Origin of the sequence: Geobacillus sp. FSL K6-3411 (assembly GCF_037965715.1) — a bacterium.
GTDB lineage: Bacteria > Bacillota > Bacilli > Bacillales > Anoxybacillaceae > Geobacillus > Geobacillus thermodenitrificans.
The window spans coordinates 552,270-575,783 of record NZ_CP150187.1; the positions used below are offsets into that span (position 1 = coordinate 552,270).

23 protein-coding genes and 2 pseudogenes are annotated in these 23,514 nt (G+C 48.7%); 18 read left to right on the forward strand and 7 right to left on the reverse strand.

The features are described 5' to 3' along the window. Nucleotides 1-1,231, reverse strand: a pseudogene (locus NSQ22_RS02740) (IS3 family transposase). A gap of 105 nt (nt 1,232-1,336) precedes the next feature. Further along, nucleotides 1,337-1,447, reverse strand: a pseudogene (locus NSQ22_RS02745) (IS982 family transposase); the annotation flags it as partial. A gap of 168 nt (nt 1,448-1,615) precedes the next feature. On the opposite strand from NSQ22_RS02745, the gene NSQ22_RS02750 reads away from it, so the two are divergent. The 11 genes from NSQ22_RS02750 (at nt 1,616) to NSQ22_RS02800 (ending at nt 11,705) form a co-directional block, all read left to right on the forward strand. After that, nucleotides 1,616-2,134, forward strand: coding sequence for a VanZ family protein (locus tag NSQ22_RS02750; RefSeq protein WP_011886787.1), 519 nt, complete (start codon nt 1,616-1,618; stop codon nt 2,132-2,134). A gap of 627 nt (nt 2,135-2,761) precedes the next feature. Beyond that, a complete protein-coding gene (locus NSQ22_RS02755; protein WP_339264142.1) occupies nt 2,762-3,118 on the forward strand; it encodes a flagellar basal body rod protein in 357 nt (118 codons plus the stop codon). A 30-nt stretch (nt 3,119-3,148) separates the two neighbouring features. Continuing rightward, nucleotides 3,149-3,772: a PspA/IM30 family protein gene (locus NSQ22_RS02760; RefSeq protein WP_171355534.1), complete on the forward strand. Its 624-nt coding sequence runs from the start codon at nt 3,149-3,151 to the stop codon at nt 3,770-3,772. A 64-nt stretch (nt 3,773-3,836) separates the two neighbouring features. Next, nucleotides 3,837-4,568 carry a cell wall-active antibiotics response protein LiaF gene (gene liaF / locus NSQ22_RS02765; protein ID WP_008881586.1) on the forward strand — a complete coding sequence of 244 codons (732 nt, stop codon included), beginning with the start codon at nt 3,837-3,839 and terminating at the stop codon, nt 4,566-4,568. Continuing rightward, complete coding sequence (locus NSQ22_RS02770; RefSeq protein WP_008881585.1) at nt 4,565-5,590, forward strand: sensor histidine kinase; 1,026 nt, start codon at nt 4,565-4,567, stop codon at nt 5,588-5,590. Before liaF ends, NSQ22_RS02770 begins: the two co-directional genes overlap by 4 nt. Before the next feature lie 2 nt (nt 5,591-5,592). Next, nucleotides 5,593-6,225, forward strand: a complete 633-nt coding sequence (locus NSQ22_RS02775) for a response regulator transcription factor (RefSeq protein ID WP_339264596.1) — start codon at nt 5,593-5,595, stop codon at nt 6,223-6,225. 374 nt (nt 6,226-6,599) lie between these two features. Continuing rightward, nucleotides 6,600-8,057 carry a YdiU family protein gene (locus NSQ22_RS02780; RefSeq protein WP_011886789.1) on the forward strand — a complete coding sequence of 486 codons (1,458 nt, stop codon included), beginning with the start codon at nt 6,600-6,602 and terminating at the stop codon, nt 8,055-8,057. 186 nt (nt 8,058-8,243) lie between these two features. Further along, a complete protein-coding gene (locus NSQ22_RS02785; RefSeq protein ID WP_008881581.1) occupies nt 8,244-9,029 on the forward strand; it encodes a MerR family transcriptional regulator in 786 nt (261 codons plus the stop codon). A 593-nt stretch (nt 9,030-9,622) separates the two neighbouring features. Next, on the forward strand, nt 9,623-9,745 hold the full coding sequence (locus tag NSQ22_RS02790) for a diguanylate cyclase (protein ID WP_078172604.1): 123 nt from the start codon (nt 9,623-9,625) through the stop codon (nt 9,743-9,745). 4 nt (nt 9,746-9,749) lie between these two features. Beyond that, nucleotides 9,750-9,971 (forward strand): EAL domain-containing protein, encoded by a 222-nt coding sequence (locus NSQ22_RS02795; protein WP_029761740.1) that lies wholly within the window; start codon nt 9,750-9,752, stop codon nt 9,969-9,971. A 30-nt stretch (nt 9,972-10,001) separates the two neighbouring features. Continuing rightward, entirely contained in the window at nt 10,002-11,705 is a 1,704-nt protein-coding gene (locus NSQ22_RS02800; RefSeq protein ID WP_029761741.1) for an ABC-ATPase domain-containing protein, read from the forward strand. Here NSQ22_RS02800 and NSQ22_RS02805 read toward each other — a convergent pair. Then, nucleotides 11,671-11,859 (reverse strand): hypothetical protein, encoded by a 189-nt coding sequence (locus NSQ22_RS02805; RefSeq protein ID WP_339264145.1) that lies wholly within the window; start codon nt 11,857-11,859, stop codon nt 11,671-11,673. The genes NSQ22_RS02800 and NSQ22_RS02805 overlap by 35 nt on opposite strands. Nucleotides 11,860-12,075: 216 nt before the next feature. Here NSQ22_RS02805 and NSQ22_RS02810 point away from each other — a divergent pair, with 216 nt between their 5' ends. From NSQ22_RS02810 to NSQ22_RS02835, 6 genes are all read left to right on the forward strand, one after another. Beyond that, nucleotides 12,076-12,444: a DUF2294 domain-containing protein gene (locus tag NSQ22_RS02810; RefSeq protein ID WP_011886792.1), complete on the forward strand. Its 369-nt coding sequence runs from the start codon at nt 12,076-12,078 to the stop codon at nt 12,442-12,444. Between the two features lie 456 nt (nt 12,445-12,900). Continuing rightward, the gene (locus tag NSQ22_RS02815; protein ID WP_008881578.1) at nt 12,901-14,403 is read left to right on the forward strand and encodes an NADH dehydrogenase subunit 5; all 1,503 of its coding nucleotides are present in this window, start codon (nt 12,901-12,903) and stop codon (nt 14,401-14,403) included. 7 nt (nt 14,404-14,410) lie between these two features. After that, the gene (locus NSQ22_RS02820) at nt 14,411-17,038 is read left to right on the forward strand and encodes a DUF2309 domain-containing protein (protein WP_087959869.1); all 2,628 of its coding nucleotides are present in this window, start codon (nt 14,411-14,413) and stop codon (nt 17,036-17,038) included. A gap of 108 nt (nt 17,039-17,146) precedes the next feature. Continuing rightward, nucleotides 17,147-17,689, forward strand: coding sequence for a sigma-70 family RNA polymerase sigma factor (locus NSQ22_RS02825; protein ID WP_008881576.1), 543 nt, complete (start codon nt 17,147-17,149; stop codon nt 17,687-17,689). Beyond that, nucleotides 17,682-18,425, forward strand: coding sequence for a hypothetical protein (locus NSQ22_RS02830; RefSeq protein ID WP_011886795.1), 744 nt, complete (start codon nt 17,682-17,684; stop codon nt 18,423-18,425). Before NSQ22_RS02825 ends, NSQ22_RS02830 begins: the two co-directional genes overlap by 8 nt. Nucleotides 18,426-18,535: 110 nt before the next feature. Continuing rightward, nucleotides 18,536-18,853, forward strand: a complete 318-nt coding sequence (locus NSQ22_RS02835) for a DUF3870 domain-containing protein (protein ID WP_008881574.1) — start codon at nt 18,536-18,538, stop codon at nt 18,851-18,853. Between the two features lie 83 nt (nt 18,854-18,936). Here the strand turns inward: NSQ22_RS02835 and NSQ22_RS02840 are convergent, their stop codons facing one another. Both NSQ22_RS02840 and NSQ22_RS02845 read right to left on the reverse strand, forming a co-directional pair. Beyond that, a complete protein-coding gene (locus tag NSQ22_RS02840) occupies nt 18,937-20,136 on the reverse strand; it encodes an acyl-CoA dehydrogenase family protein (protein WP_008881573.1) in 1,200 nt (399 codons plus the stop codon). A 96-nt stretch (nt 20,137-20,232) separates the two neighbouring features. Then, entirely contained in the window at nt 20,233-21,414 is a 1,182-nt protein-coding gene (locus tag NSQ22_RS02845) for a CoA transferase (RefSeq protein WP_008881572.1), read from the reverse strand. Between the two features lie 538 nt (nt 21,415-21,952). Between NSQ22_RS02845 and NSQ22_RS02850 the strand changes: the two genes are divergently transcribed. Then, on the forward strand, nt 21,953-22,783 hold the full coding sequence (locus tag NSQ22_RS02850) for a glycosyltransferase family 8 protein (protein WP_339264147.1): 831 nt from the start codon (nt 21,953-21,955) through the stop codon (nt 22,781-22,783). A gap of 206 nt (nt 22,784-22,989) precedes the next feature. On the opposite strand, the gene NSQ22_RS02855 is transcribed toward NSQ22_RS02850, so the two are convergent. Together NSQ22_RS02855 and NSQ22_RS02860 are read right to left on the reverse strand one after the other, a co-directional pair. Further along, nucleotides 22,990-23,172, reverse strand: a complete 183-nt coding sequence (locus tag NSQ22_RS02855; RefSeq protein ID WP_008881570.1) for a YfhD family protein — start codon at nt 23,170-23,172, stop codon at nt 22,990-22,992. A gap of 90 nt (nt 23,173-23,262) precedes the next feature. Next, on the reverse strand, nt 23,263-23,391 hold the full coding sequence (locus NSQ22_RS02860) for a YfhE family protein (protein WP_078172606.1): 129 nt from the start codon (nt 23,389-23,391) through the stop codon (nt 23,263-23,265). Nucleotides 23,392-23,514 lie beyond the last annotated feature (123 nt).

Consider the following 23,514-nt stretch of genomic DNA (forward strand, 5'->3'; position numbering starts at 1 on the left):
TTATACGCGAACTTCTTTGATGATTAACGATTCCGTTTGCGCTTTTTTGTGAAATTCATGCGGTGGAAGATCAAGAATACTCGAATGAATCCTTCGCTCGTTATAAAATTTCATGTACTCCATCACGGCTTGATAAGCTTCTTCATAGCTGTCAAACGCCATTCTTCCTAGACATTCCTCCTCCAGTAAACGATGAAACGCTTCCATATGCGCATTCATATTCGGCGTCCGTGGTGGAATCCGTTCATGTTCGATTCCAAATCGCTCACAGGCAGCTTCAAAGGCATGAGAAATAAATTGCGGGCCGTTGTCTGTCCGAATCACAGGTTTATTTGCCTGTTCAAATTGCTGACGCTTGAATAACGCTCTTTGAAGCGTCTTTACGGCATCGCTTCCTGAACAACTCAACCCAATATGGTAATCAATTACCGAACGGTCATACACATCGATGAGCGACAAAACAAAGAAAAAGCGTTCTTCTCCTTCGATATATCCATATTTCACATCCATTTCCCATAACTGATTCGAGCCTGTAATAATGCGATTTCGAGCGAGTTTCTTCGGATATGGAATCCGTTTCTCTCGCTGCGGACGTAGTAAGTCCATCGCTTTACACAATCGATATACTTTTTTCTTACTGATCACAAGCTGATGGTCTCTTCTTTTAACTGAATGGTCAGCTTTCGATATCCGTAGGCAAATCCTTCTCCCATCACAAGCTCAGAGAGCCATTCTTGGATTTGTTCGTCTGGCACTTTTTCGCCAGTTGCCGTTAGAGAGCAGCCGGGTGTTGGACGTCCCCCATCTACTGTTTTCTTCTCGACTTTTCCGTTCTGCTGATAATAGTAGGTTGAGCGATTGATTTCTAGAATCTCCAATACTTTTGTAATCGGATATCCTTTCTTGATCCACTGCTCGGCTACTTCCAATTTTTCAGTAAGTGAGGGTTCTTCTTTTTTATCAAATCACGCAAAATCGCGATTTCTAAATCTTTTTCCCCTAATAGCTTCTTGAGCTGCTCGTTTTCTTCCTCCAGCCGTTTGATTTCAGCTGAAGAGGGAGAGGAAACCATTTCTTGTCCTAGTTTTCCTTCTTCATATGCCTTCACCCATCTTTGCACAAGATTCGGGCTAAGCTCGTATCTTCTAGCTACCAATGCTTTATTTCCGACTTCTAATGCTTCTTTCACTACTTGTAGCTTAAATTCCTTCGAATGTTTTCTTCGTTTCATGTACATCAAAAGCCCCCTTCATTTGGTCACTTCGATTATAAAAAACACCTTATCGAGTGTCCAAATTCATTAGGGGGCTAATGAGATCTTATATTGGATAAACAGTTTGAATAAATGAAGATTTTTACTTTGAAGATAAATCACGATAATCAATAGTTGAACTGATACAAAACGTAAAGTCGATACATACTGTTTTTGAAGTTTGGATTGACCTATTGTAAAATGAGAGTGCTCTTACAATTTAGAGAGATTCTCATACAAGGGCTATTTTATGCTCATCTAATTTTATCTAGCATCACGGGGATTATATCTTATTTAATGAATGTAGCGGGATTGTTTAAAAGCTAACAGTAAAATTACGAAGGAAAACAGGATGAGTGGTAAATGAAAAAAGTGATAAACATAATTTGGAATATTAGTTTTATATTTTATTTATTAGCACTGGTCATGCTGTTGTTTGTAGGAGTTATGTTTGTGGGAGCTAGAGGGCATGTATGGACAGACTTATCGTTAATCGAATATTTAAGGCGTTCTTCAAATTTCGTTCCATTTAAAACGATTAGTATATATATTAAGGCGATGTTTAACGGAAGTTTGAATATAAGTATACCGATAAAAAACCTCTTGGGTAACTTAATTATGTTTTTACCAATGGGAATTTATCTGCCTTACTATATTAAAAAGATAAACAAGGTAGGTAGGTTTACATTCTCGATGATTATATTGTTATTTGTGATTGAAGTAACACAATTAGTGACAAGAAGAGGAAGTTTTGATATTGATGATTTTATACTTAATATCGTAGGTGCTTGGATAGGTTTTATTATTTGGAAAACAAAAACCGTTCAGAGGTTACTTAAATTAGATGTTTCTTACTCTTCAGCTAAAGAGGGCTTTAGATGAATAAGACTAAACTCAGATACAGAACTTCCGGTTGATTGGAAGTTCTGCTTTTTTATATAAAATCAGCAATAAACTTTAACAGAGCCTATTCTAAAATAAAACAGCGCTTATTCCCTACACTGCTTAAACATCTAACAAGGCCGAAGAATTGGTTTATCGAATCGTCGAAAAAACGCTACTCACCAGAGTTAGGGAGATGGATGATGTATCTGCTCTTGTTCACTCGATCCTGCTTTTGTTCCACCATGATGAGATGGAATCAGTTGATTCAATGCGGTGGGGAAACTGTGTATGAGACATGAACCTCCTTTCAGGTAGTTAACAGCACGTTGATGTTAACTAAGGAGTTTGGTTCATGTCTTTTTATTTGTCTGATTGTAAGTTTGCTTATCTGGGGAGTGTGGCCTTCGATATGTGCATATGACAGGTTTACGGCATTTTTATTTGGACAGTAGTTTAGCCACAGGCTGGGCTGTGTGGGTGATGGCGCATCTACCAATGCTCACATTCTTTTTTCTGCTCCATCAAACGAAAAATACGCCTCGAGTCGTAGTCAAAATATATCTTCGGAACATGATGGGAGGCAGGGAGTGTGCGGTACGATAGAAAGCGAAGGGAGGCGAAAGGATGGCAAAAAAGATCGGGTTGTTCATTGCCAGCGCGGCCGCGTTGATGGTGCTCTTGTTTCACCTCGGGCCGCTTGTCGGATTGGCGATCACGCTGGCGATCTTGTACTATGCGTTCAAAAAGTATTTGAAAGCTCCATCGACGTTTGGAAAAATCGCATGGGCGTTGATTGGCTGTGCGGCGTTAGTTATCAGCGTTTCGAATGTGCCGGCGCTGATTGCGCTTGTCGCGGCATATGTCTTGTATGTCGTGTATAAAAAATGGAACAGTGCGAAAGGTGAGCGTACCGTTCCAGAAACCGATGACCCGTTTGTCAATTTTGAAAAACAATGGGCTGAGCTGCAAAAGCATCATTAATCATATGGATGGAAAAGGAGTGGATCAATGATGGGATTGTTCTCACGTTTGAAAACGATCATTGAGGCTGATCTTCATGAATGGCTCGATGAAAAAGAAAAGAAAAATCCAATTGCGTTGCTCAATCATTATTTGCGCCAATGTGAGCAGGAAGTTGAGCGGGTACGGCAGTTGCTTGAGCGCCAATATGTGTTGAAAGAGAAGTTTGCCCGCGAACATCACGAGGCAGAACAGATGGCGGAAAAGCGGGCCAAGCAGGCGGAGGTAGCCGAACGAGCTGGAGAAGAGGGATTGGCCGAGTTTGCGCGGCGTGAGCAGGCGCAATATACCGAACGGGCGGCCCGCTTAAAGCAACTGCTCGAACAAGCAAGCCACGAGCTGTTTGAGTTGGAAGCGAAATATGAGGACATGAAGCATAAGCTGAAGGATATGCAGATGCGGCGTATGGAGTTGATGGGGCGCGAAAATGCGGCGCGGGCACATTACCGGATTCATCGGGTGATCAATGGGGACACCGGTCCTGCTCAGGCAGCGTTTGCGGATGCTGAAGTTTATCTTGATCGCCTTGAACGGCAAGTCCAGTCCGATTATTATCGGAACACGATCGATGCGCGCATCGCTCAGTTAGAAAAGCAGTTGCAAGAAGGGAAATAACCGGATATGCTAAAGGCGTACATAGTTACGCCTTTTTCATTTTGGACAACAGGGGGCTCCCCACATGCTTGATCAGCAGAAGAAAACCGATTATGTCAGCTGGGCTGTCTTGCTCATCTTTTTGCTTTTTGTTGTCGAAATTGCATTTTTCCATCCTGGGTTGCTGTTTTCCATCGGATTAGCGATCGCTTTGCTTTATATCGGAAAACAGTCATGGCCACGCAAACGGGGGAAAGTGCTTTTTTGGATCGGTGGCATTAGCCTTGTGTTTCATGTGTTTACGATGGTGACGGCCCGGTTGGTCATTGTTGCTGGCTTATTTTATGTTCTGTGGAAATTCTTTCAATCCAAGCAGCAACCGACTGTCATTCGGCCAGTCATCATTGAAGCGAAGGACAGTCAAGGGGAAGTCATCGACCGAAAGCCGCTGTTTCATAATGTGCTGTTTGGACGGCAAACGACTCCCGAACATGTGTATGAATGGGATGATGTGAATATTCAAACCGGCATTGGCGATACGGTGATCGATGTCAGTAACACCGTCTTGCCAAAGGGAGAAGCAGTCATTGTTGTGCGCGGCTTGATCGGTCATGTGCGCGTGCTTGTCCCGTATGAAGTAGAGACAAAGGTCGTCCATTCAGCTATCTTTGGTGGGGGAACAGTGTTTGGGCAAGAAGCAAGGCATTTGCTTAACCAAACGCTCATTTATCAAACCCCTTCATATCAAGCGGCCGAGAGAAAACTGAAAATTGTCACCTCACTGATGATTGGTCACCTTGAGGTGAAGCGGTTATGAGCCGACCGTTGATGGTTTCTGTTTTGTCAGCGCTGATTCTTTTCATTTTGTTATCCCTTTCCTTTGTTTACGTGTTTCCGCCGGAGACGTGGGCGGAGTTGTGGGACAAAACGGTGATGGGCGTACCGTTTTTGCTGTTTGTGTCGGTTGTCAGCTTATTGATCGGGATCGCGAGCGGACTTGTGTTAGATTTCGTTTGGCGTAAGCAGCGGCAAGTTGTTATGCAGGCGCTCGAGCAAATTGAACACGGTGAAATGGGGGAACTTTGGCGGGAAGAGCCGTCACCGGAACTTCAGGACCTTTGGCGGCAAATCGAGAAGCTGCAAACGCAATGGCTCGAGCAAACGAAACGTGTTCAAAAATTAGCGGCAGAAAAGGTCGAACAGGAAGAACGGCTCGTTGAACGCATTCTTTCCGAAGAACGCACGCGGTTGGCGCGGGAGCTGCATGACTCCGTCAGCCAACAATTGTTTGCCGCTTCCATGATGATGTCAGCGATTACAGAAACAATGCCACCCGATGATGAACGGCAACGCAAACAATTGAAAATGGTTGAGCAAATGATTCACCAGTCCCAATTGGAAATGCGGGCGCTGCTTTTGCATTTGCGGCCGGTTCAGCTAAAAGGAAAGTCACTGCAAGAAGGGATGGAAGAACTGCTGACAGAATTGACGGGCAAAGTGCCGCTCGAGATGAAATGGAAAATCGAAGATGTTCCCTTGGATAAAGGGGTGGAAGATCATCTGTTCCGCATTTTGCAAGAGTCGCTTTCCAACACATTGCGCCATGCAAAAGCGAAAACGGTTGAAGTGTTGCTGATTGAACGGGACGGGTTTGCCATTTTGCGCGTCACAGACGATGGTGTTGGCTTTGATGTGGAACGTTCGAAAAGCGGTTCGTACGGGTTGCAGCATATGTATGAACGGGCGGCGGAAATCGGTGGAACATTGAAAGTAGTCAGCTTAAAAGGCCAAGGAACACGACTGGAAGTGAAGGTGCCGCTTGTGTATAAGGGGGGATGACCGTGATAAAGGTGTTGCTTGTCGATGATCATGAAATGGTGCGGCTTGGCGTATCCGCGTATTTATCCGCTCAACCGGACATGGAGGTGATCGGCGAGGCGGAGGACGGGCAAAAGGGAGTTGAGCTTGCTCTCACATTGCGCCCTGATGTCATTTTGATGGACCTTGTGATGGAACCGATAGACGGCATTGCGGCAACGCAGGAAATCATGAGTGCATGGCCGGAGGCGAAAATTATTGTTGTGACGAGTTTTTTGGATGATGAAAAGGTGTTCGCAGCGCTCGAAGCAGGGGCGACGAGCTATTTGTTGAAAACATCGAAAGCAAGTGAAATTGCCGACACCATTCGGGCCACGTTCCATGGACAATCGGTGCTCGAGCCGGAAGTAGCGGGAAAAGTCATGCAAAACCGGCGAAGACAACGAGAGCGGCTGCCACACGAACAGCTTACGAGCCGAGAGATGGAAGTACTTTTATTAATGGCGCAAGGAAAAACGAACCAAGAAATGGCCGATGAATTGTTCATTTCACTCAAAACGGTGAAGGTGCATGTGAGCAACATTCTCGCCAAACTTGGTGTCCAAGATCGGACGCAAGCGGTCATTTATGCTTTTCGTCATGGGTTGGTGAAATGATGCGTGCATCATTTAGTTGACATGTGTAAGAATATCGCCATGTTCATACGAAAACCGCTCCACTTCATCAAGACGAACAAGAAGATGAAACGGGAGCGGTTTTGTTGTTTGCGGTGGATCAGAACGGTTGATCTGCTGAGAGAAATCTCGTTTGTTTGACCAATTTGCGAAGATTTCGGTCACGGTGAAGCACTTCCGTTTGTGAACACTTCGACAGAGGATGGGATGTCTGCGAGTTTTTCTTCAAGATGATCGATTCATTCAGTTGTTTGTTCATCCTTACGTTTCCTCATGAAGCGGTTTATAATGCCACCAACTTTGCCGTACAATAAACTCATACAATAAAGAGCATTGGGTAGAAAAAGAAGGTGACCATGTTGGAAGCAAGGTGGAAGTTCGATAATAGTTATGCAAGGCTGCCAGAACGCTTGTTTAGCAACGTTCTCCCTACGCCAGTGCGTGCGCCGAAATTGGTGGTGCTCAACCGTTCGCTCACAGCCGAGCTTGGGCTGAATGAGGAAGCTTTACGAAGCGAAGAAGGGGTGGAAGTGTTAGCGGGAAATCGGATTCCGGACGGGGCTAGGCCGTTAGCGCAGGCGTATGCTGGTCATCAGTTCGGTTATTTCACCATGCTTGGGGACGGACGGGCAGTGTTGCTTGGCGAGCACATCACTCCAAGCGGCAAGCGGGTCGACATTCAACTAAAAGGATCTGGGCGGACGCCGTACTCTCGTGGCGGAGATGGGCGTGCGGCGCTCGGGCCGATGCTGAGGGAGTATATCGTGAGCGAGGCAATGCATGCCCTCGGCATTCCGACGACCCGAAGCTTGGCGGTCGTGACAACAGGAGAGACCATTATACGCGAAACTGAACTGCCTGGGGCGATTTTAACCCGCGTTGCGTCGAGCCATTTGCGTGTCGGCACATTTCAATATGCAGCGCAGTGGGGGACGAGAGAAGAGCTGTGCGCGTTAGCTGATTATGCGCTTGAGCGGCATTTCCCTGAGTTTGAGGCGGTTGCGAACCGCTATTTGTTTTTACTTGAACAAGTCATCAAGCGCCAAGCGGAATTGATCGCAAAATGGCAGCTTGTTGGCTTTGTCCATGGGGTGATGAACACCGACAATATGACGATCAGCGGGGAAACAATCGATTACGGGCCGTGCGCGTTTATGGACACGTATGACTTGAAGACAGTGTTTAGCTCAATCGATACGGAAGGACGGTACGCGTACGGTCATCAGCCGTATATCGGAGGCTGGAACTTGGCTCGTTTTGCGGAGAGCTTGTTGCCGCTGTTGGATGATAAGAAGGAAAAAGCGGTGGAGTTGGCTGAAGAAGCGCTTGGCCAATATTCAAAATGGTATGAGTACTATTGGCTTGGCGGGATGAGAGCAAAATTGGGACTTGCCGAGGAACAGGAACACGATGCAGAGTTGATCACCGAGTTGTTGCGGTTGATGGAAGAATACCGTGCAGACTATACGAACACATTCCGAGCATTGACATTAGGTGAGTACACTGGAATGGAGCTGTTTGACACTTCTGAGTTTCGTGAGTGGCACGAGCGGTGGCAAACGAGGCTTAGCAAGGAATCAGTCTCGCGAGAAGAAGCGTATGAACGGATGCGCCGTCACAATCCAGCGGTCATTCCGCGCAATCATCGGGTTGAAGAGGCGTTGGCTGCTGCAGTCAATTGTGGAGACTATCAGGTCATGGCTCGACTCCTTAAAGCGTTGGCCGATCCGTACGCTTACTCGCCGGAACAAGCGGAATACGCCGAACTGCCGCCGCCATCTGACCAGCCGTATCGGACGTTTTGCGGGACGTAATAAAAGGGACTTAGCAGCTCTTTTTTACTGTCAGTCCGGTGATGCTTTAATTCAATCATAAAGGTGAAACGAAACAATACGAAAACAAGAAAAGGAACTTTCCTATATCCAGAAAAAGGGACGAATGTTAGGAGCCCTTTTTTCTTTTTTCCTCTTTACTTTTACGTTACGTCAAGGTGTATCGTCATGAATAGGGAGGTGAGGAACATCGAATACACCGTGCATGAACTGGCCAAATTGGCAGGAGTGACAAGCCGGACGCTTCGGTATTACGATGAGATTGGTTTGCTCAAGCCGGCACGGTTGAGCGATGCCGGGTATCGGCTATACGGACCGCGTGAAGTCGATCTTTTGCAGCAAATTCTCTTTTACCGTGAACTTGGCGTGGATTTGGAAACGATCAAACAAATCGTTCATTCCCCGGAATTTGACGAACTTGAAGCGTTGCGGCAGCATCGCCAACAGCTATTGGAAAAAAGACGCCATCTTGATGCATTGATTGCGAGCGTTGAAAAAACGATTATTGCCAAAGAAGGAGGAATCACGATGAGTGACAAAGAAAAGTTTGCCGCGTTCAAGGAGCGGTTGATTGAAGAAAACGAGCGGAAATATGGAGAAGAAATTCGCCAGAAGTATGGCGACGAACAGGTCGATCGTTCCAACAATAGACTGCGGAATATGACAAAGGAACAGTTTGATGAGGCGGAACGGCTCGGCAAGGAAGTGCTAGAGGTGTTGAAAGAAGCGATGCAAGATGGTGACCCGGCCGGAGAGAAGGCGCAACGGGCGGCTGATTTGCACCGTCAATGGCTTTGCTTCTGGTGGGATCATTATTCCAAAGAAGCTCATGCCGGGTTGGCGCACATGTATGTTGAGGATGAACGGTTCAAAGCGCACTATGACCAAGTGCATCCGGGAGCGGCTGAATTTCTTAAAGAAGCGATTTTGATTTATACGGGAATGAAGAAGTAAGCCGGGCGCAGCCTGTTTCCTATCGGGAAGCAGGCTGCATTTTTTGTGGGGAGGAGTGGATGATGGCCAGCGCGCACAAAAAGTACATAGATAATCTAATTGCAATCGCTGTTTGTTATCATTAAAATGGAGGCACAAAGAGAGTCGTAGTAAGATGGGGGATGCAGTGTCGTTTGTTTCTGAAGAAAACAGAAAAGATTTGCATTCCCGTCTATAGCACACGCTGAACGAATTGTACTTTATTCAACGAGCGCTGGATGAATCGACGATTGTCGTGATTACTGACAAAACAGGAAAAATTACTTATGTGAATGAGGCGTTTTGCTGCATCTCCCAATATAGTCGGGAAGAATTGAGCAGCAATCCCCATCGTTTAGTTGAATTCAGGGCACCATAGCCCTGAGTTTTTTGGGAATATATGGAGGAAAATTGAGAAAGGGAAAATACGGAGGGGAGAGATGAAGAATAAGGAGGAAGATGGAAGTTATTATTGGGTTCAGTCGACGATTGTTCTTTTTTAGATGAACAAGGAAAGTCATATAAAATATGTTTCCATTCGTACAGATATTACCCGTTTATAACAAATTGAATATATGGCGAAACACGATGATTTAACGGGCCTTCCCAATCGACGGTTGTTAAAAGAACAGTTTCCACAAATGGTCGAGGAGACGAAAGCGAAGGGACATCTATTGGCTGTCTATTTTATTTATTAAAAACTTGCCACATTCAGCGGATGACCAAGCGATTATTGCTGCAGACATCAAGATGGCTCGCCAATTAGGCATTGACACCCTTGCGGAAGGAATTGAAAATAAAGAGCAAATTCAACAGTTAAAAGAAATGGGGGCAACAGCGGGCAAGAATATTTTTGGAGTCCGCCTGTACCGGAAACGGACTCGTTTTTGGACCGCACGAAGTGAGCAGTTTCAATATACATAACGAGAAAAACGAATGAAAGGAGTGGATGACATGGAAACGCTCAGAAAGCAACTGAGAGCCATTGACCAAAAGGGATATAAAGCGTACAAAGCGATTGAAGGGACCTATTCTTTTCCGGCGTTTACCCTTGCCATTGACCATGTGCAAGGAGACCCGTTCGCTGAACCATCGAAAATTCGAGTGATCGTGCCGCGGGCAAAGACAGTGTTAGCGGCAGAATGGACCAATACGACGCCGCGCCGCATCCGCTGCGAAGATGTGGTTGCGCGCCGTGTTCACTACGAATTACGGCAATGGCCATCGCGGGCGCGTGGGTCAGGAAAAAGCGGGCTTGTGTTGATCGACGCTCCAGGGCAAAAAGTGCTGGAGCGTACGGCGGTGCTAATTGGTGATGAGACGATTACTGTTTGTTTATCGGTTGGCTTGCCGGCCAATGGGCGGCGCATTTTAGCGAAAGAAGCGGAGAGTATTTTTTTCGAACAGATTCCGGCCGTGATCGAGCGGGCGGTGTATGGCCTGCGCGAAGGTGACATTCGACCCGCAGTCGAGTTGGCCGATCAGCAGCACACTATTCGGCGTTATTTGCATGAGCACGGATTGGTGGCGTTTATCGCTAACGGCTCCATATTGCCTCGTGAAAGCGGAGTGAGCGATAAGCCGCTGCGGCAAGGGGCGGTACCGTTTCAAAGCCCGCCGGAGCTCGAGGTGGCGATCCCTGTGCCTCACCGCACTGAGCCTGTGAAAGGCATGGGCATCCCGAAAGGAATTACACTCATTGTCGGCGGCGGTTACCATGGAAAATCAACACTGCTTCAGGCGTTAGAGCATGGTGTGTATGACCATATCTCCGGTGATGGACGGGAGTTTGTCATCACGGACAGCAGGGCAGTGAAAATTCGCGCCGAGGATGGACGCAGCGTTGCGCATGTTGATATTTCCCCATTTATCGGCATGCTGCCATATGGAAAGGAAACGACGCGTTTTTCGACGGAAAACGCGAGTGGCAGCACCTCGCAAGCCGCGAGCATGATCGAAATGATCGAAGCTGGGGCATCGGCGTTTTTGATTGATGAAGATACAAGCGCCACCAATTTGTTCATGCGCGATGCACGCATGCAGGCACTCATTGCGAAAGAGGCCGAACCGATCACTCCTTATATCGACAAAGCTCGCCAACTGTTTCATGACTATGGCATTTCGACGGTGCTTGTCGTCGGTGGTTTAGGAGACTATTTCGAGATTGCTGATGTTGTGATTAAAATGGAACAATATGTTCCGTCTGATGTGACCGTTGAAGCGAAACGGATCGCCGCAAACATGCCATCGGGGAGGAAGGCGGAAGGCGGGGAGTCGTTCGGCCACATTCGTGAGCGTATCCCGCGCCCGGAAAGTTTAAACAGCCAAAAAGGAAAAAAAGCAAAGGTCACAGCGAGAGGGCGGCATGTGATTCAATACGGGCAGACAGATGTGCTTCTTTATGCGCTTGAACAGCTCGTTGACGACAGCCAAACAAGGGCGATAGCTGCCGCGTTGTTCCATATCGAGCGGAAAGGATGGCTGGATGGAAAGAAGACAGTTCGTCAATTGCTTGATGCCATCGAGGAACAGTGGGACCGGCATGGGCTTGGCTCTGTTTCTTTCCGAAACGGTCATCCTGGTGAACTCGCTCGCCCGCGTCGTTTCGAATTGGCGGCGGCACTCAATCGGCTTCGGACGCTTCGGTGCAGCCAATAATAGCAGGCTGGCAGGAGAAAGGGGGCTCGTTTTCTCCTGTCAGCCAAACGAAATAGAGAACTAGGGACTTGTTTGTCTTATCAATCAAAACAGAAGCAACAGTTTCGAGAATGGTAACAGCTTGTGGGCACAAACAAGACAGCCCTTCGATCATTTCGTTTCGACTTCATAAAAAACAAGATAATCCTCATGCTGATAGTGATGCAACCAAAAAATAGCTGACAAAATGTGCTTGAATCCGTCTTTCTGACGGCGTTCCTATGATTTTGCTCTAGCGCTATCTGTCGATTATCGTTATAATTATGTTTATCAGTTCAACGCGGTGGAGGGCGGCAACGAAGTCGCCGGTTGGTGAGAGAGGGATCGGGGCATGAACAAATCCAAAGGCTGGATCGAATCTGAAATCAGCAAAGCCTTAACAAAGTGGGAGAAGGATTTTCTCGGCCGCGGTTCGTTGTCTGTCAAAACCGACATTTTGCGCGATATGATTATCGTTTCCTTGCATGGTATTTTGACGCCTGCCGAATACGCCCTTTGTGAGTCAAAGGAAGGAATGCTGGCAGTGAAGCGATCGCGGACGAGTTTGGTTGAATCCGGAGTCAATGACTTAAAAGAGATGATTTTCGAAATTACCGGTGAACAGGTGAAAAGCTTTCATACCGATTTAAGCACCCAGACAGGTGAGCGAATTATCGTCTTTAAACTGTTCAACAATTTGGAAAAACAACTGGTCAAATAAATGTTTTAGATGACAGGTTAACAAAATTGTTTTATAATTAAAATAATTTTTATCATCCTTAACTGAGAAACCTCTACGCGTGAGCGTAAGTGGGGGTGAATTGGTATCCTTCACCAACTGTGGAACGCATGCAGTTGGGGGGCTAAGAATCACCTACGTTTAAGTGTAAACGTAGGTGGGGGAGCGTTCAAATGAATAAAGAGGACGTTATGGTCAGGAGTCCTTCAAAAAACCTACATCTGCTTAGGTTCGTTGAAGGAAAACTGACCGGCGTCTGTTGCACAACCGACGACGGGAGATCTTCAAACAATCAATGAGTGATTGGCTGAAGGTAAACCGGCTATGGGCAATCTATGGGCAATGGAAAGGCCTTTTTTGGCCTCCTTTGCTTGATTGACATAGCCGGTTTTTTCTTTTTCTCCCGAACAACAGGAAGAGAACGGGGAGGAGATGTGAATGGGGATGGAATGGTTCGTATGGGGCTGGTTAGTAGCGGTGGGGATCGTTTTTGCCAGTGCGATTATATGGCTATTTCCACGCATGCCGGAGCAGTATGTGCGTATACACGTCTGGTTATTGCTTTTGCCGGGAGCGGCAGCGCTGGCTGGATGGATCAGCGCTGGAACCGTGGAAGTCGGGATGTGGCGGTTCGATACAGTCAGCTGGTTGGTCGGTATCTATATCTCGCTCCTTAGCTGGGTCATTCAACGGTTTGCCCTCCGTTATTTATATGGTGACCGTGCTTACCGGTTTTATTTTTCATTGTTGACTTGGACGGCATTTGCCGCCTCACTCACATGGGCGGGCGGTGATTTGCGGTTGATGGCCATATGCTGGGGGATGCCATTGATCGGTCTTGTGGCATTAACCGCGTTGAAAAAAGAGTGGGGGCCAGCTCGGTTTGTCGCCCGGCAGATGGCATTGGTATTTGGCATCAGTTGGCTTGCTGTTACCGTCGTAGCCGTTTGGCTCGGAACAGCGACTGGCGAATGGCAGCTTGCTTCTGCGTTGTCGGTGGAACCCCTTGCTCGTCTAGACGCTTGGGAGAAAGCGGTGATGAACGGGTTGCTTATTTTGGCGGCTATCATTCCGGCTGGGCAATGGCCATTTCACCGCTGGCTGATGGAATCGGCAGTGACACCGACACCGGTATCGGCGATCATGCATGCCGGGATCGTGAATGCCGGTGGGTTATTGCTTTGGTGCTTTTCTCCCCTCTTTAGCGGGACAGGGGCGCATGCGGCGCTGTTTCTCATCGCCTTTTTCTCGATTTTGATCGGGACAGGGATTAGTCTTGTGCATGTTGATTATAAGCGCCAGCTTGTCGCGTCAACGATGGCGCAAATGGGCGTCATGTTTGTGCAATGTGCCCTTGGTTCTTACGGAGGAGCGGTGGCGCATTTAATGCTGCACGGGTTGTTTAAAGCGACGCTTTTTCTGCAGTCCGGTTCTGTCGTTCCACAAGTGGGCCGGGCGGGATATCGAAAGGCGGGCGGTTCATGGCGAAGCGGCATGATCGTTGGAGCACTGCTTGGGACGGCTTTTTGGCTTTTTGCTTCCGGTGAACCAGCTCGATTGTTAAGTGCGCTTCTGTTTGGCGCTTCGGCATCAGTTGCTTGGGGACGGCTCGCTGACTTTCGCGAAGGCCGCTGGTTTGGCTTCGCTGTGGTCGCCACTTTGGCATTTGTCTCGGAAACGGTGCGTCATCAGTTTATGGTGCTCTTCAATGAAGAGAGGGTGTTCTCGTTTGTTCCGTCTGCTTCATTTGAATGGATGGTAGGCATGTTATTCGCCGCCGCAGCGCTCGCTGCCGTATGGATTGCAAACCGGCGCACGTCGATGCTTGCCGTTCGTCTGTATATGCGGTTTGTGCACTTTGGAGAACCGCGTCCAGCGGCGATGGAGACGCATCCACATTATTTGACAACCTATATGAAGGAGGGAATGGCCCGTGAGTAAAAGTGCAATGTCGCTTGAGCGAACGGTTGTAATGTTGAATGAAGATGACACGCAAGGCCGCCCGCTTGCTGACCTTGTCAAGGAAGCGGCAAAGGCGATTGCTCCGCTTTGGCCAATTTCGTCATTTATCGCCCGCCATCCATGGATGGGATTAGAAGGGGAGCTGTTTGCCGATGCAGCCGACCGATGGCAACAAGTTTATGGGATTGACTTGTATCCGCCGATGACCGTGTTCTATACAGCATTGGAAAAAGGGGAGATTGATCCTGTGTTCATTGAGCGGCGGCTGCAGAGCTGGCTTGACAAACAGTCACTCCCGGTGCCACGTCACGAAGCGGAACGGCTTTGCCGCTCCCTCCTTTGGAACGACACCGTGCCGGAAGAAGCGTTCAGTCTCCCAGAGATGGCTCAGTTAGCGGAAGGAACGCAACTGCGTCCGATGGCTGTCCAGCCGATTAGCAAGCGGTTGGATCAAATTGCTAAACGGCTCGATCAACAAATGATCAAGTGGTGCAAGTTATTTTACGATGAAAGTGGAGGAACATGGACGCTTCCTCAACGTGAACAAGGTTTTTATCAGGCATGGCGCCAGCTTGTAGTCACGGACCCGTCGCTTTCAAAAGATGAGCGGAAACGTTTTTCCGGTTGGCCGCATGATAAACATGAAGCACTGAACTACGCGCTCGAAAAGCTAGGGATACGGGACGAAGACGTGGTTGCGTATTTGGAAGCTCATTTGTTGGCATTGCCCGGATGGGCCGGTATGGCAGTATGGAGATCGCATCGAGCAGGCGATGAGGTGGGCGGATTGATCGATTATTTAGCTGTCCGGCTCTCGCTCGAGTGGGTACTTACGGCCCCGCATTTGCCGTTACACGGGGAAGAAAATGGAGAGCGCCGCGATGTTCTTCCACTGTTGGCAGCCTGGTTTTATTGGACCGGAATGACGCCGGAAGACTGGCGGCGCTTGCGGACGAACGAACAACAAGCCCGCCTGGCTTTTGCGGATCGCTTTTGGCGGATTGACCGCCATCACCTTTGGCTTGAGGCGTGGGAAGATACAGATGAAGCAAAGCTAAAAGAGGCGGTGTCCACACGTCATCGGATGAGCGAACCGGAGCAGGTCGCGGCTCAGTTATTGTTTTGTATTGACGTTCGTTCCGAGCCGTTTCGCCGTCATTTGGAAGCAGCTGGGCCGTTTGAAACATACGGATGTGCGGGATTTTTCGGCTTGCCGATTCAAACACGCGTGCTTGACAGCGAAGACGTCCATCCGTCATGTCCGGCAATTGTCGATCCCCGGCATGAAATTCGCGAAGTGGCGCCCCCTGAAGAAGTGGAGCCATATCGCTTCCGGCGTGATATGTTTCGCTTTGTCAGCAAGACGTTTAAAAAAATGAAGCAGCATGTGTTGGCTGGATTATTGCTTCCGGAAATGAGCGGGCCATGGCTTGGCTTACATACGCTCGCCCGGAGTGCGGCTCCGGCTTGGGCTGGGCAGGTCATTCGCTATACTAAAAAGTCGGTGGAACAAAAACCAAAGACGACGTTGTCGCTTCACTACCATGAAGGGGATGAAACGACCGGCCTGCCGATCGGTTTGACAAATGAAGAGCAAGTCGAATATGTGAAGCAGCTGCTTGTCACCATCGGTCTAACGTCCTCGTTTGCCCCGCTTGTTGTCGTTTGCGGTCATGGAAGCGAAACGACAAACAATCCGTACGCCTCGGCGCTTGACTGCGGGGCGTGCGGCGGTGTTGCAGGAGCGTTTAATGCTCGAGTGTTTGCCGCACTGGCGAATTTACCTAGTGTGCGAGCTGAGCTAGCAAAAGAGGGAATCGTCATTCCGGATGAGACCGTGTTTGTCGCTGCTGAACATATCACGACGGTTGATGAATTGCGCTGGTTGGAGGTGCCGCCGTTATCGGAAGCAGCCCAACAGTCGTTTGATCGGCTCAAGCAAGCACTTCACGATGTGAGCCGCCAGGCAAATGCTGAACGGATGATGAAGTTGCCGCATGTTGGCGGCAAGCCGCGCGATCCGGTAGCAGAAGCACAGCGCCGCGCGGTTGACTGGAGCGAAATCCGTCCGGAATGGGGATTGGCAGGAAATACTGCTTTTTTCATCGGACGTCGGGCATTAACGAAGGGTGTTCATTTGGATGGAAGAGTGTTTTTGCATAGCTACGATTGGCGCGACGACCCGACCGGTGAAGCGTTAGCCCGCATTATTGCCGGACCGGCGACTGTCGGGCAGTGGATTAATTTGCAATACTATGCGTCAACAGTCGCTCCACACTATTATGGAAGTGGCGATAAAACGACCCAGACGGTCACAGGCGGCATCGGTGTCATGCAAGGGAATGGAAGCGATCTGCTGGCCGGCTTGCCGTGGCAGTCAGTCGTGTCCTCCGACCGCGAGCTGTTCCATTTCCCGCTCCGGCTGCTCGTCATTATTGAAGCGCCGTCCTATTATATCGAGCGATTGCTCAATGAAAACAGCGAATTTCGGCGCAAAGTCGAGAATGGTTGGCTCCGTCTGTCCTCCATTGATCCAAATAGCGGGGCATGGATGAAATGGGGGGACACCCATTCCTTATCAGTGTGGTCACGTGAAATGGGAATAGGAAAATAATTGCCGCTTGCTCGGTTTACGTAGCAAGCGATTTTTTTATTAAAAATAAAAACGATTTGCTGTTATCGCGGGTATATAAAGTGAAAACTCCTTTCAGGAGGTGGAGAGATGGAAAGGGAGCTAATTGAGCGAATCCAGCACGGCGATGAAGCGGCGTTCGCTGAATTGTATGAGCTTTATGGAGAATATGCTCTGCGCGTAGCGGCAGCGGTGACTGGCAGCAGTGCGAACGCGGCGGATGCTGTACAAGAAACGTTTATCCGCGTGTATGACCATATCGGGCGCTTTGACCCTGCGAAGCCGTTTCGACCATGGTTTTATCGCATTTTAATCAATGAATGCCGGCGGTTAATGAAAAAGCAGCGAGCCGTGACGATCTTGAGCGAGGAGATGGGGGCTGCCGATCTGCTGACGTATGAAGACCGTTACACGTTTGCACAGTATGAAGAGTTATATAAGGCGATCGGGCGATTGAAGGAAAAGCAGCGCATTCCTGTCGTGTTGAAATATTTGCAAGGATTTACCACTGAGGAAATTGCTGATATTCTCGATTTAAACGTCAATACAGTAAAATCACGTCTGTTTAAAGCACGAAACCAACTAATGAAATGGATGGAAATGGAGGGAGAAAGGGGTGCGACAAATGGATGAACGGAAATGGGATGAAATGATTCAAGAGGCGTTGTTGTACGGAACTGATAAGGCAGCTGAGCAGAAAGAAGAGGTCTGGATGCATATTCGCTCTCGGATGGTAAAGCAGCAACGGAAACGTCGCCGAGGAGGCAAGTGGATATGGACGATGGCTTCGGCGGCCGCAGCAGTCATGCTGGCGTTTTTATTCACTCCTCCTGGCCAAGCAGCGATCGACCAAGTGAAGCAATGGTTTGTCCCGAAAAAAGTGGTCACAGAAGAAATTGAAGGACAAAAAGAACAAAAAGAAGTGACATTAAAAGAAGGGAAAGCCGGTTATGTCATTTACATTGATGAAAGCATGTACCGGCTGGAAAAAGGGGATGGATATGATCGGATTGTGCCGCTTCATCAAGGGAACGCCAACATTCCACCGGTATATATGGAAATTCGTCAAGTGACAGACCAATCCCCAGAAACAGTTGCCGCTGAGCTAGAACAGGAAGTGAAGGGAAAATATCCGATCATTATTCAAAATGGCAAGGTAAACGAACCAGTGGCTGGCTATGTGATTCAGGGAGAAGCTGGGTATCAGTGGAATGACGAAGTCGTTAGATATTATGTCGTTCCGAACGGCAAAGGCGGCGCGTTCATTATCGAACAACGGTATTTTCTTGAAGCAAGCGAAGGTCATGGCGCCCGGTTTGACCATATGTTAAAGCAGTTTCACATTGTCGATAAGCAACAAGGAAAATAAACGGTCTTCTGTCAGTCGGCACACAAAGGCAGGGAAAACAGTAGCGGGCAACGAAATAAAGTAGTAGATGATGTAGTAAACATTAGGCGCGAAGGAAAGAGGGAAAGCGGATGAAAACGCAGTTTATTGCTGGTCATGCACGACTGCCGGCTGGAATGGCGGCGAAAAGCCTTTACGATACGTTGACGATTACCGCGGAAATTGATAAAAAGTACGGGGTGATCGTGGAAGCGTCGTGCACGCTCGCGACTGAACACGGCCGTGACTATGTTGCTCGTCTGCTTCGCGGTCATTCGCTGCGTGATGGCATTGACGGGCTGTTAGCTGAGCTTGACGCGGGGTATTTAGGCAAAGCGCATTCCGCTCTCTGTGCGGCGCTGAAAGATTTGTACAAGCAATATTGTAAAATGGACGAGAAAGAACAATAAGCGGCTGTTCCTCATCGGCGGATGAGGACAGCCGCGTTTTTGCACAGAGCGGCGATTTGGACAACTGCCGTTTCGCTGTTGTTTTAGTTCTCGTCTGGCCGCCATGCCGGCAATGTTTTGCGCAACGGTTTGTCCTTACGGTAGCCAAGCACGTACTCAGCCTGCATAATCGTATGAATTTCCCGTGTACCTTCGTAAATGACCGGTGCTTTCGAGTTGCGTAAGTAACGCTCGACTGGATATTCGTTCGAGTAGCCATAAGCGCCATGGACTTGAACCGCATCATCGGCTGCTTGGTTGGCATAGTCACAAGCGATCCATTTGGCGAGCGACGTTTCCCGCGTGCAGCGTCGACCTTCATTTTTCAGAAATCCGACTTTGTAGACAAGCAGGCGGCTGATTTGCAAGCCGGCTTCCATGCGGGCGATCATTTGCTGAACAAGCTGGTGGCGACCGATTTCTTTACCAAACGTTTTTCGTTCATGGCAATATTTGACGCTCGCCTCTAAACACGCCATAATGAGGCCGACGGCGCCGGCAGCGACGGTGAAGCGGCCATTGTCGAGTGCTGACATGGCGATCTTGAACCCTTCTCCTTCCTCACCGAGCAAGTTTTCTTTTGGGACGCGGACGTTGTCAAAAAACAGCTCGCCCGTGTTGCCGGAGCGGATGCCGAGCTTCCCTTTAATCGGGCGCGACGAAAACCCGGGCATTGTCCGTTCGACGATGAAGGCGGAAATGCCGCGATGTTTTTTCGATTTATCCGTGTAGGCGAATACAAGGAAATGGTCGGCGATGTCAGCAAGGGAAATCCACGTTTTTTGCCCGTTTAAAATATAGTCATCGCCATCACGGACAGCGGTCGTTTGAATCGAAGCAACGTCTGAGCCGGCGTTTGGTTCGGTTAGGCCAAAGGCGCCGATTTTTTCCCCGCGGGCTTGCGGGATGAGATATTTTTGTTTTTGTTCTTCCGTCCCCCATTGCAATAGCGTCAAGCTGTTCAGACCGGTGTGAACCGAGACAGCGGTGCGGAAGGCGGTGTCACCGCGCTCGAGCTCTTCGCAGACGATGGCGAGCGAGTTGTAGTCCATGCCCATGCCGCCATATTGTTCTGGAATGCAGACACCCATTAAATTGAGCTCGGCGAGCCGTTTGAAAATGTTGCGGTCAAATTCGCCGCGCTCATCCCATTCTTTGATATACGGCATAATTTCTTTGTCGACAAACTTGCGAACCGTTTGCCGCAACATCTCTTGTTCTGGTGTAAAGTCGAAGTTCATCATCGTTTTACTCCTCCTATGCATCTATTGTATATGTCCGCGTTTGCTTGGCGCTTGCGGGCGCCGAGCCGTTGCGGGAAGCCATGTCTCTTGCGTTGGTCAGGACGATTCGTTTCGGTCGCTTTGGAGCGTTTGTTCGTTTCGCCATCCGATATCGGATTCGTTGTTATGCTCGCCAGCGAGCGGCGGTGGAAGCCGATAGGATACCGGCGTTTCAGATAGCTTGAGCGGGCTGGCGACAAGCGGGAGAGAGCCGACGGTCGGATGATGCATGATGACCATCATTTCACGCGCTGCCGTTTGTGGGTGGCGAAACAGTTCATCTAGCGTCTGTACCGGGCCGCACGGAATGCCTTTTTCAGCAAGAAGGCGTTGCCATTCCGCTCTCGTCCGTTGTTTGATCTCTTCGTTCAGCCGCCGGTTGAGTTCATCGCGATGGGCAACGCGGCCCGGATTTGTCTGAAAGCGAGGATCAGTTCCGATCGAACGATCAGATAACAACGAACAAAGCGCTTGAAACTGTCGGTCATTACCGACGGCGATGACGATCGGCCCGTCGCTCGCTTCGTATGTTGAATACGGAACGATGTTCGGGTGTTCATTGCCGAGCGGTTTTGGAATGTTGCCGGATAATAAGTAATTAGCGGCAACATTGACTAGTGCGCCGATAGCGCAGTCAAAGAGCGATAGATCGATTTTTTGTCCGCACCCCGTTTTTTCACGGGCGAGCAATGCCGCTTCAATAGCGATGGCCGCGTACAAGCCAGTAAATACATCTGTAACGGCCACGCCGACTTTGAGCGGGCCGGTGTCAGGGGTGCCATTAATGCTCATCCAGCCGCTCATCGCTTGAATGATGTAGTCGTAGCCGGCAAGTGGAGCGAGCGGTCCGGTTTCGCCGAACCCGGTGATCGAACAATAGATGAGGCGAGGATTCAAACGGGACAGCTCTTCATAGCCAAGTCCCCATTTTTCCATCGTCCCGGTTTTGAAGTTGTGAATGACAACATCAGCCGTTTCCGCCAAGCGGCAGACCGTTTTTCGCCCTTCCTCCGTTTTTAAATCGGCGGTTATGCTCCGCTTGTTGCGATTGACGGCCGTATAGTAGGCGCTCATGCCGTTTTTAAACGGCGGTCCCCAAAACCGGGTATCATCCGATCCACCCGGTGCCTCGACTTTGATGACATCGGCACCTAAATCGCCTAAAATCATCGTCGCATACGGACCTGCCAACACGCGGGACAAGTCGAGCACACGCACACCATCGAGTGCTCCTCCCATCGGGTTTTTTTCCTCCTTTCCCTTTCACATGCAAAAAGCCGGTTCCCTGCCAAATGTGCGAAACAGGAACCGGCTCAAGCGGACTGAGGGGGGCATTCCGGCACGGAGATGCCGTCAGGCCGCACAGTTCTTTTTCGGTGACGAGTATATGAAAATCAATGTTGTCTACCAAGCAGCAGGACAAATGAGCAGATGGTGCGTCCGTCTGGTCTGCACAACCGGCCAAGCTGACAGGAGACGGCTCGCTATATTTATTATAAAATTTTGATAGATAATTGTAAATAGTCTAAACATTACTCGCAAAAAATACTCGAGAGCTAAAGTCAGCTAAAGAGTGAAGCAAACATCCGTTTTGTTGCATTAACAATGTAGCGATTGCCGCCGCCGTTTCCCACTTTTTAAGCAAAGACCAAGCAGCTGATTACGATAGTCGGCAGGAAAACATCGCAGTCTGAGACCAAAAGCGCGCAACATTCGTCTATATCCATATATAATTGTAAAGAAAGGGGAAACGCTGACGTAAAGGAAGTGATGGTGCATGTTCCGCATTTTAGTGACGGCAGACGCCAATTATCTTCCACCGCTGAAAGTGCTCATGCATTCGTTATTTTGCAATAACCGGCGCCCGTTTACATTTTATTTGCTTTATTCGCGCATTGCGGAGGAGGAGATCCGGGCGCTTAGTGATTTTGTTCGCAAGCAAGGGCACGAGCTTGTGCCGATTTATGTGGATCCACAACTGTTTCATGATGCTCCGGTGTTTCGTCACTATACGGCTGAAATGTATTACCGGCTGGCGGCGCATATGTTTTTGCCTTCGGATGTCGAGCGCGTGTTGTATCTTGATCCGGATATTGTCGCTATCAACCCGATCGATGAGCTGTATGAGATGGATTTTGAGGGCAATTGGTTTATCGCCGCTGAGCATACACATTCCACGAAAGTAGCCAACTTGTTCAACAAACTCCGACTGAAGACACCGAATGCCAAGGGCTATTTCAACACAGGCGTAATGATGATGAATATAGCGATGATGCGGCAACACGTTCAGCTAGAGGAGATTTATCAGTTCATTCGCGACAACCGGTTTAAACTCGTCCTTCCCGATCAAGATGTGCTTAACGGACTGTATTGGGACAAAATTAAACCAGTCGACGGGTATCGCTACAACTACGATGCTCGTTACTATGATTTTTTACAGCTGCTGCCGAATCCAAAGCATGATTTATCGTGGATTGAGAAAAATACGGTTTTCATTCATTATTGCGGCAAAGAAAAACCATGGAAACAAAATTATAAAGGGGAACTCGGCCTGTTTTACAAGCGGTACAGCCAAATGCTTGAACTGGAAGGAGAGGCGATGGTGTAACCCGGTCGAGACAAAGGGAATTAGCCGCTTGTAAGCAAGAGCAGAAAAGCAATGTCAGTTAGGTCAATCAAAAACAAACGAATCAGCAAGGAGAAGAGAGCACTCGACTTGCTTTCTGTTATGGGAGGCATAACCCGCGACATTGCAGCTTGGAAGTGAGGGAGGCAAGCAAAAGGTGTCCCGTTAAGCGGGACCCCCTTGTTCGACTATCGTTTGCGTTCTTGCCGGCGGATGCCAGCCGCTGCAGCGCGCGCTTGCGCTTCGAGGTCTTCGTGGTCGGCAAATTCTTCGGAATACTCGACATCAATGTTGTCTTTCAGCTGCTTCGGCACCTGTGGTAAAGTCGCCTTATTTTTATCACGTGCCCGTTGTCCGCGAGATCGGCCCATTGTCCATGCCCCCTATAGAAAAGTGGTGAATCGTACGATTCATTCTTTAGGATGGCAAGGACAGAGCGGTTGTATAAATAGCAATCGTTTCTAATGGCGCGCTTTTTTAGCCGTATAACCGCCCGCTTGGTCGGCCATTTTAAAATCGCGGGCATAGCTCACTTCTTGGGCGCTTGTCAGTGTATGTTTTACTTTTTCACGTTTTCGTTTTTCCGCCATCACTCGTTCCCTCACTTTGCATCAAGATTCATTCAGTTCCATTTTGGACGACACGAGCCGTTTTTATGCATAAAAAGAGGATGTCTGGACGGACATCCTCTTTTTGGATCGTCATGCGTTCTC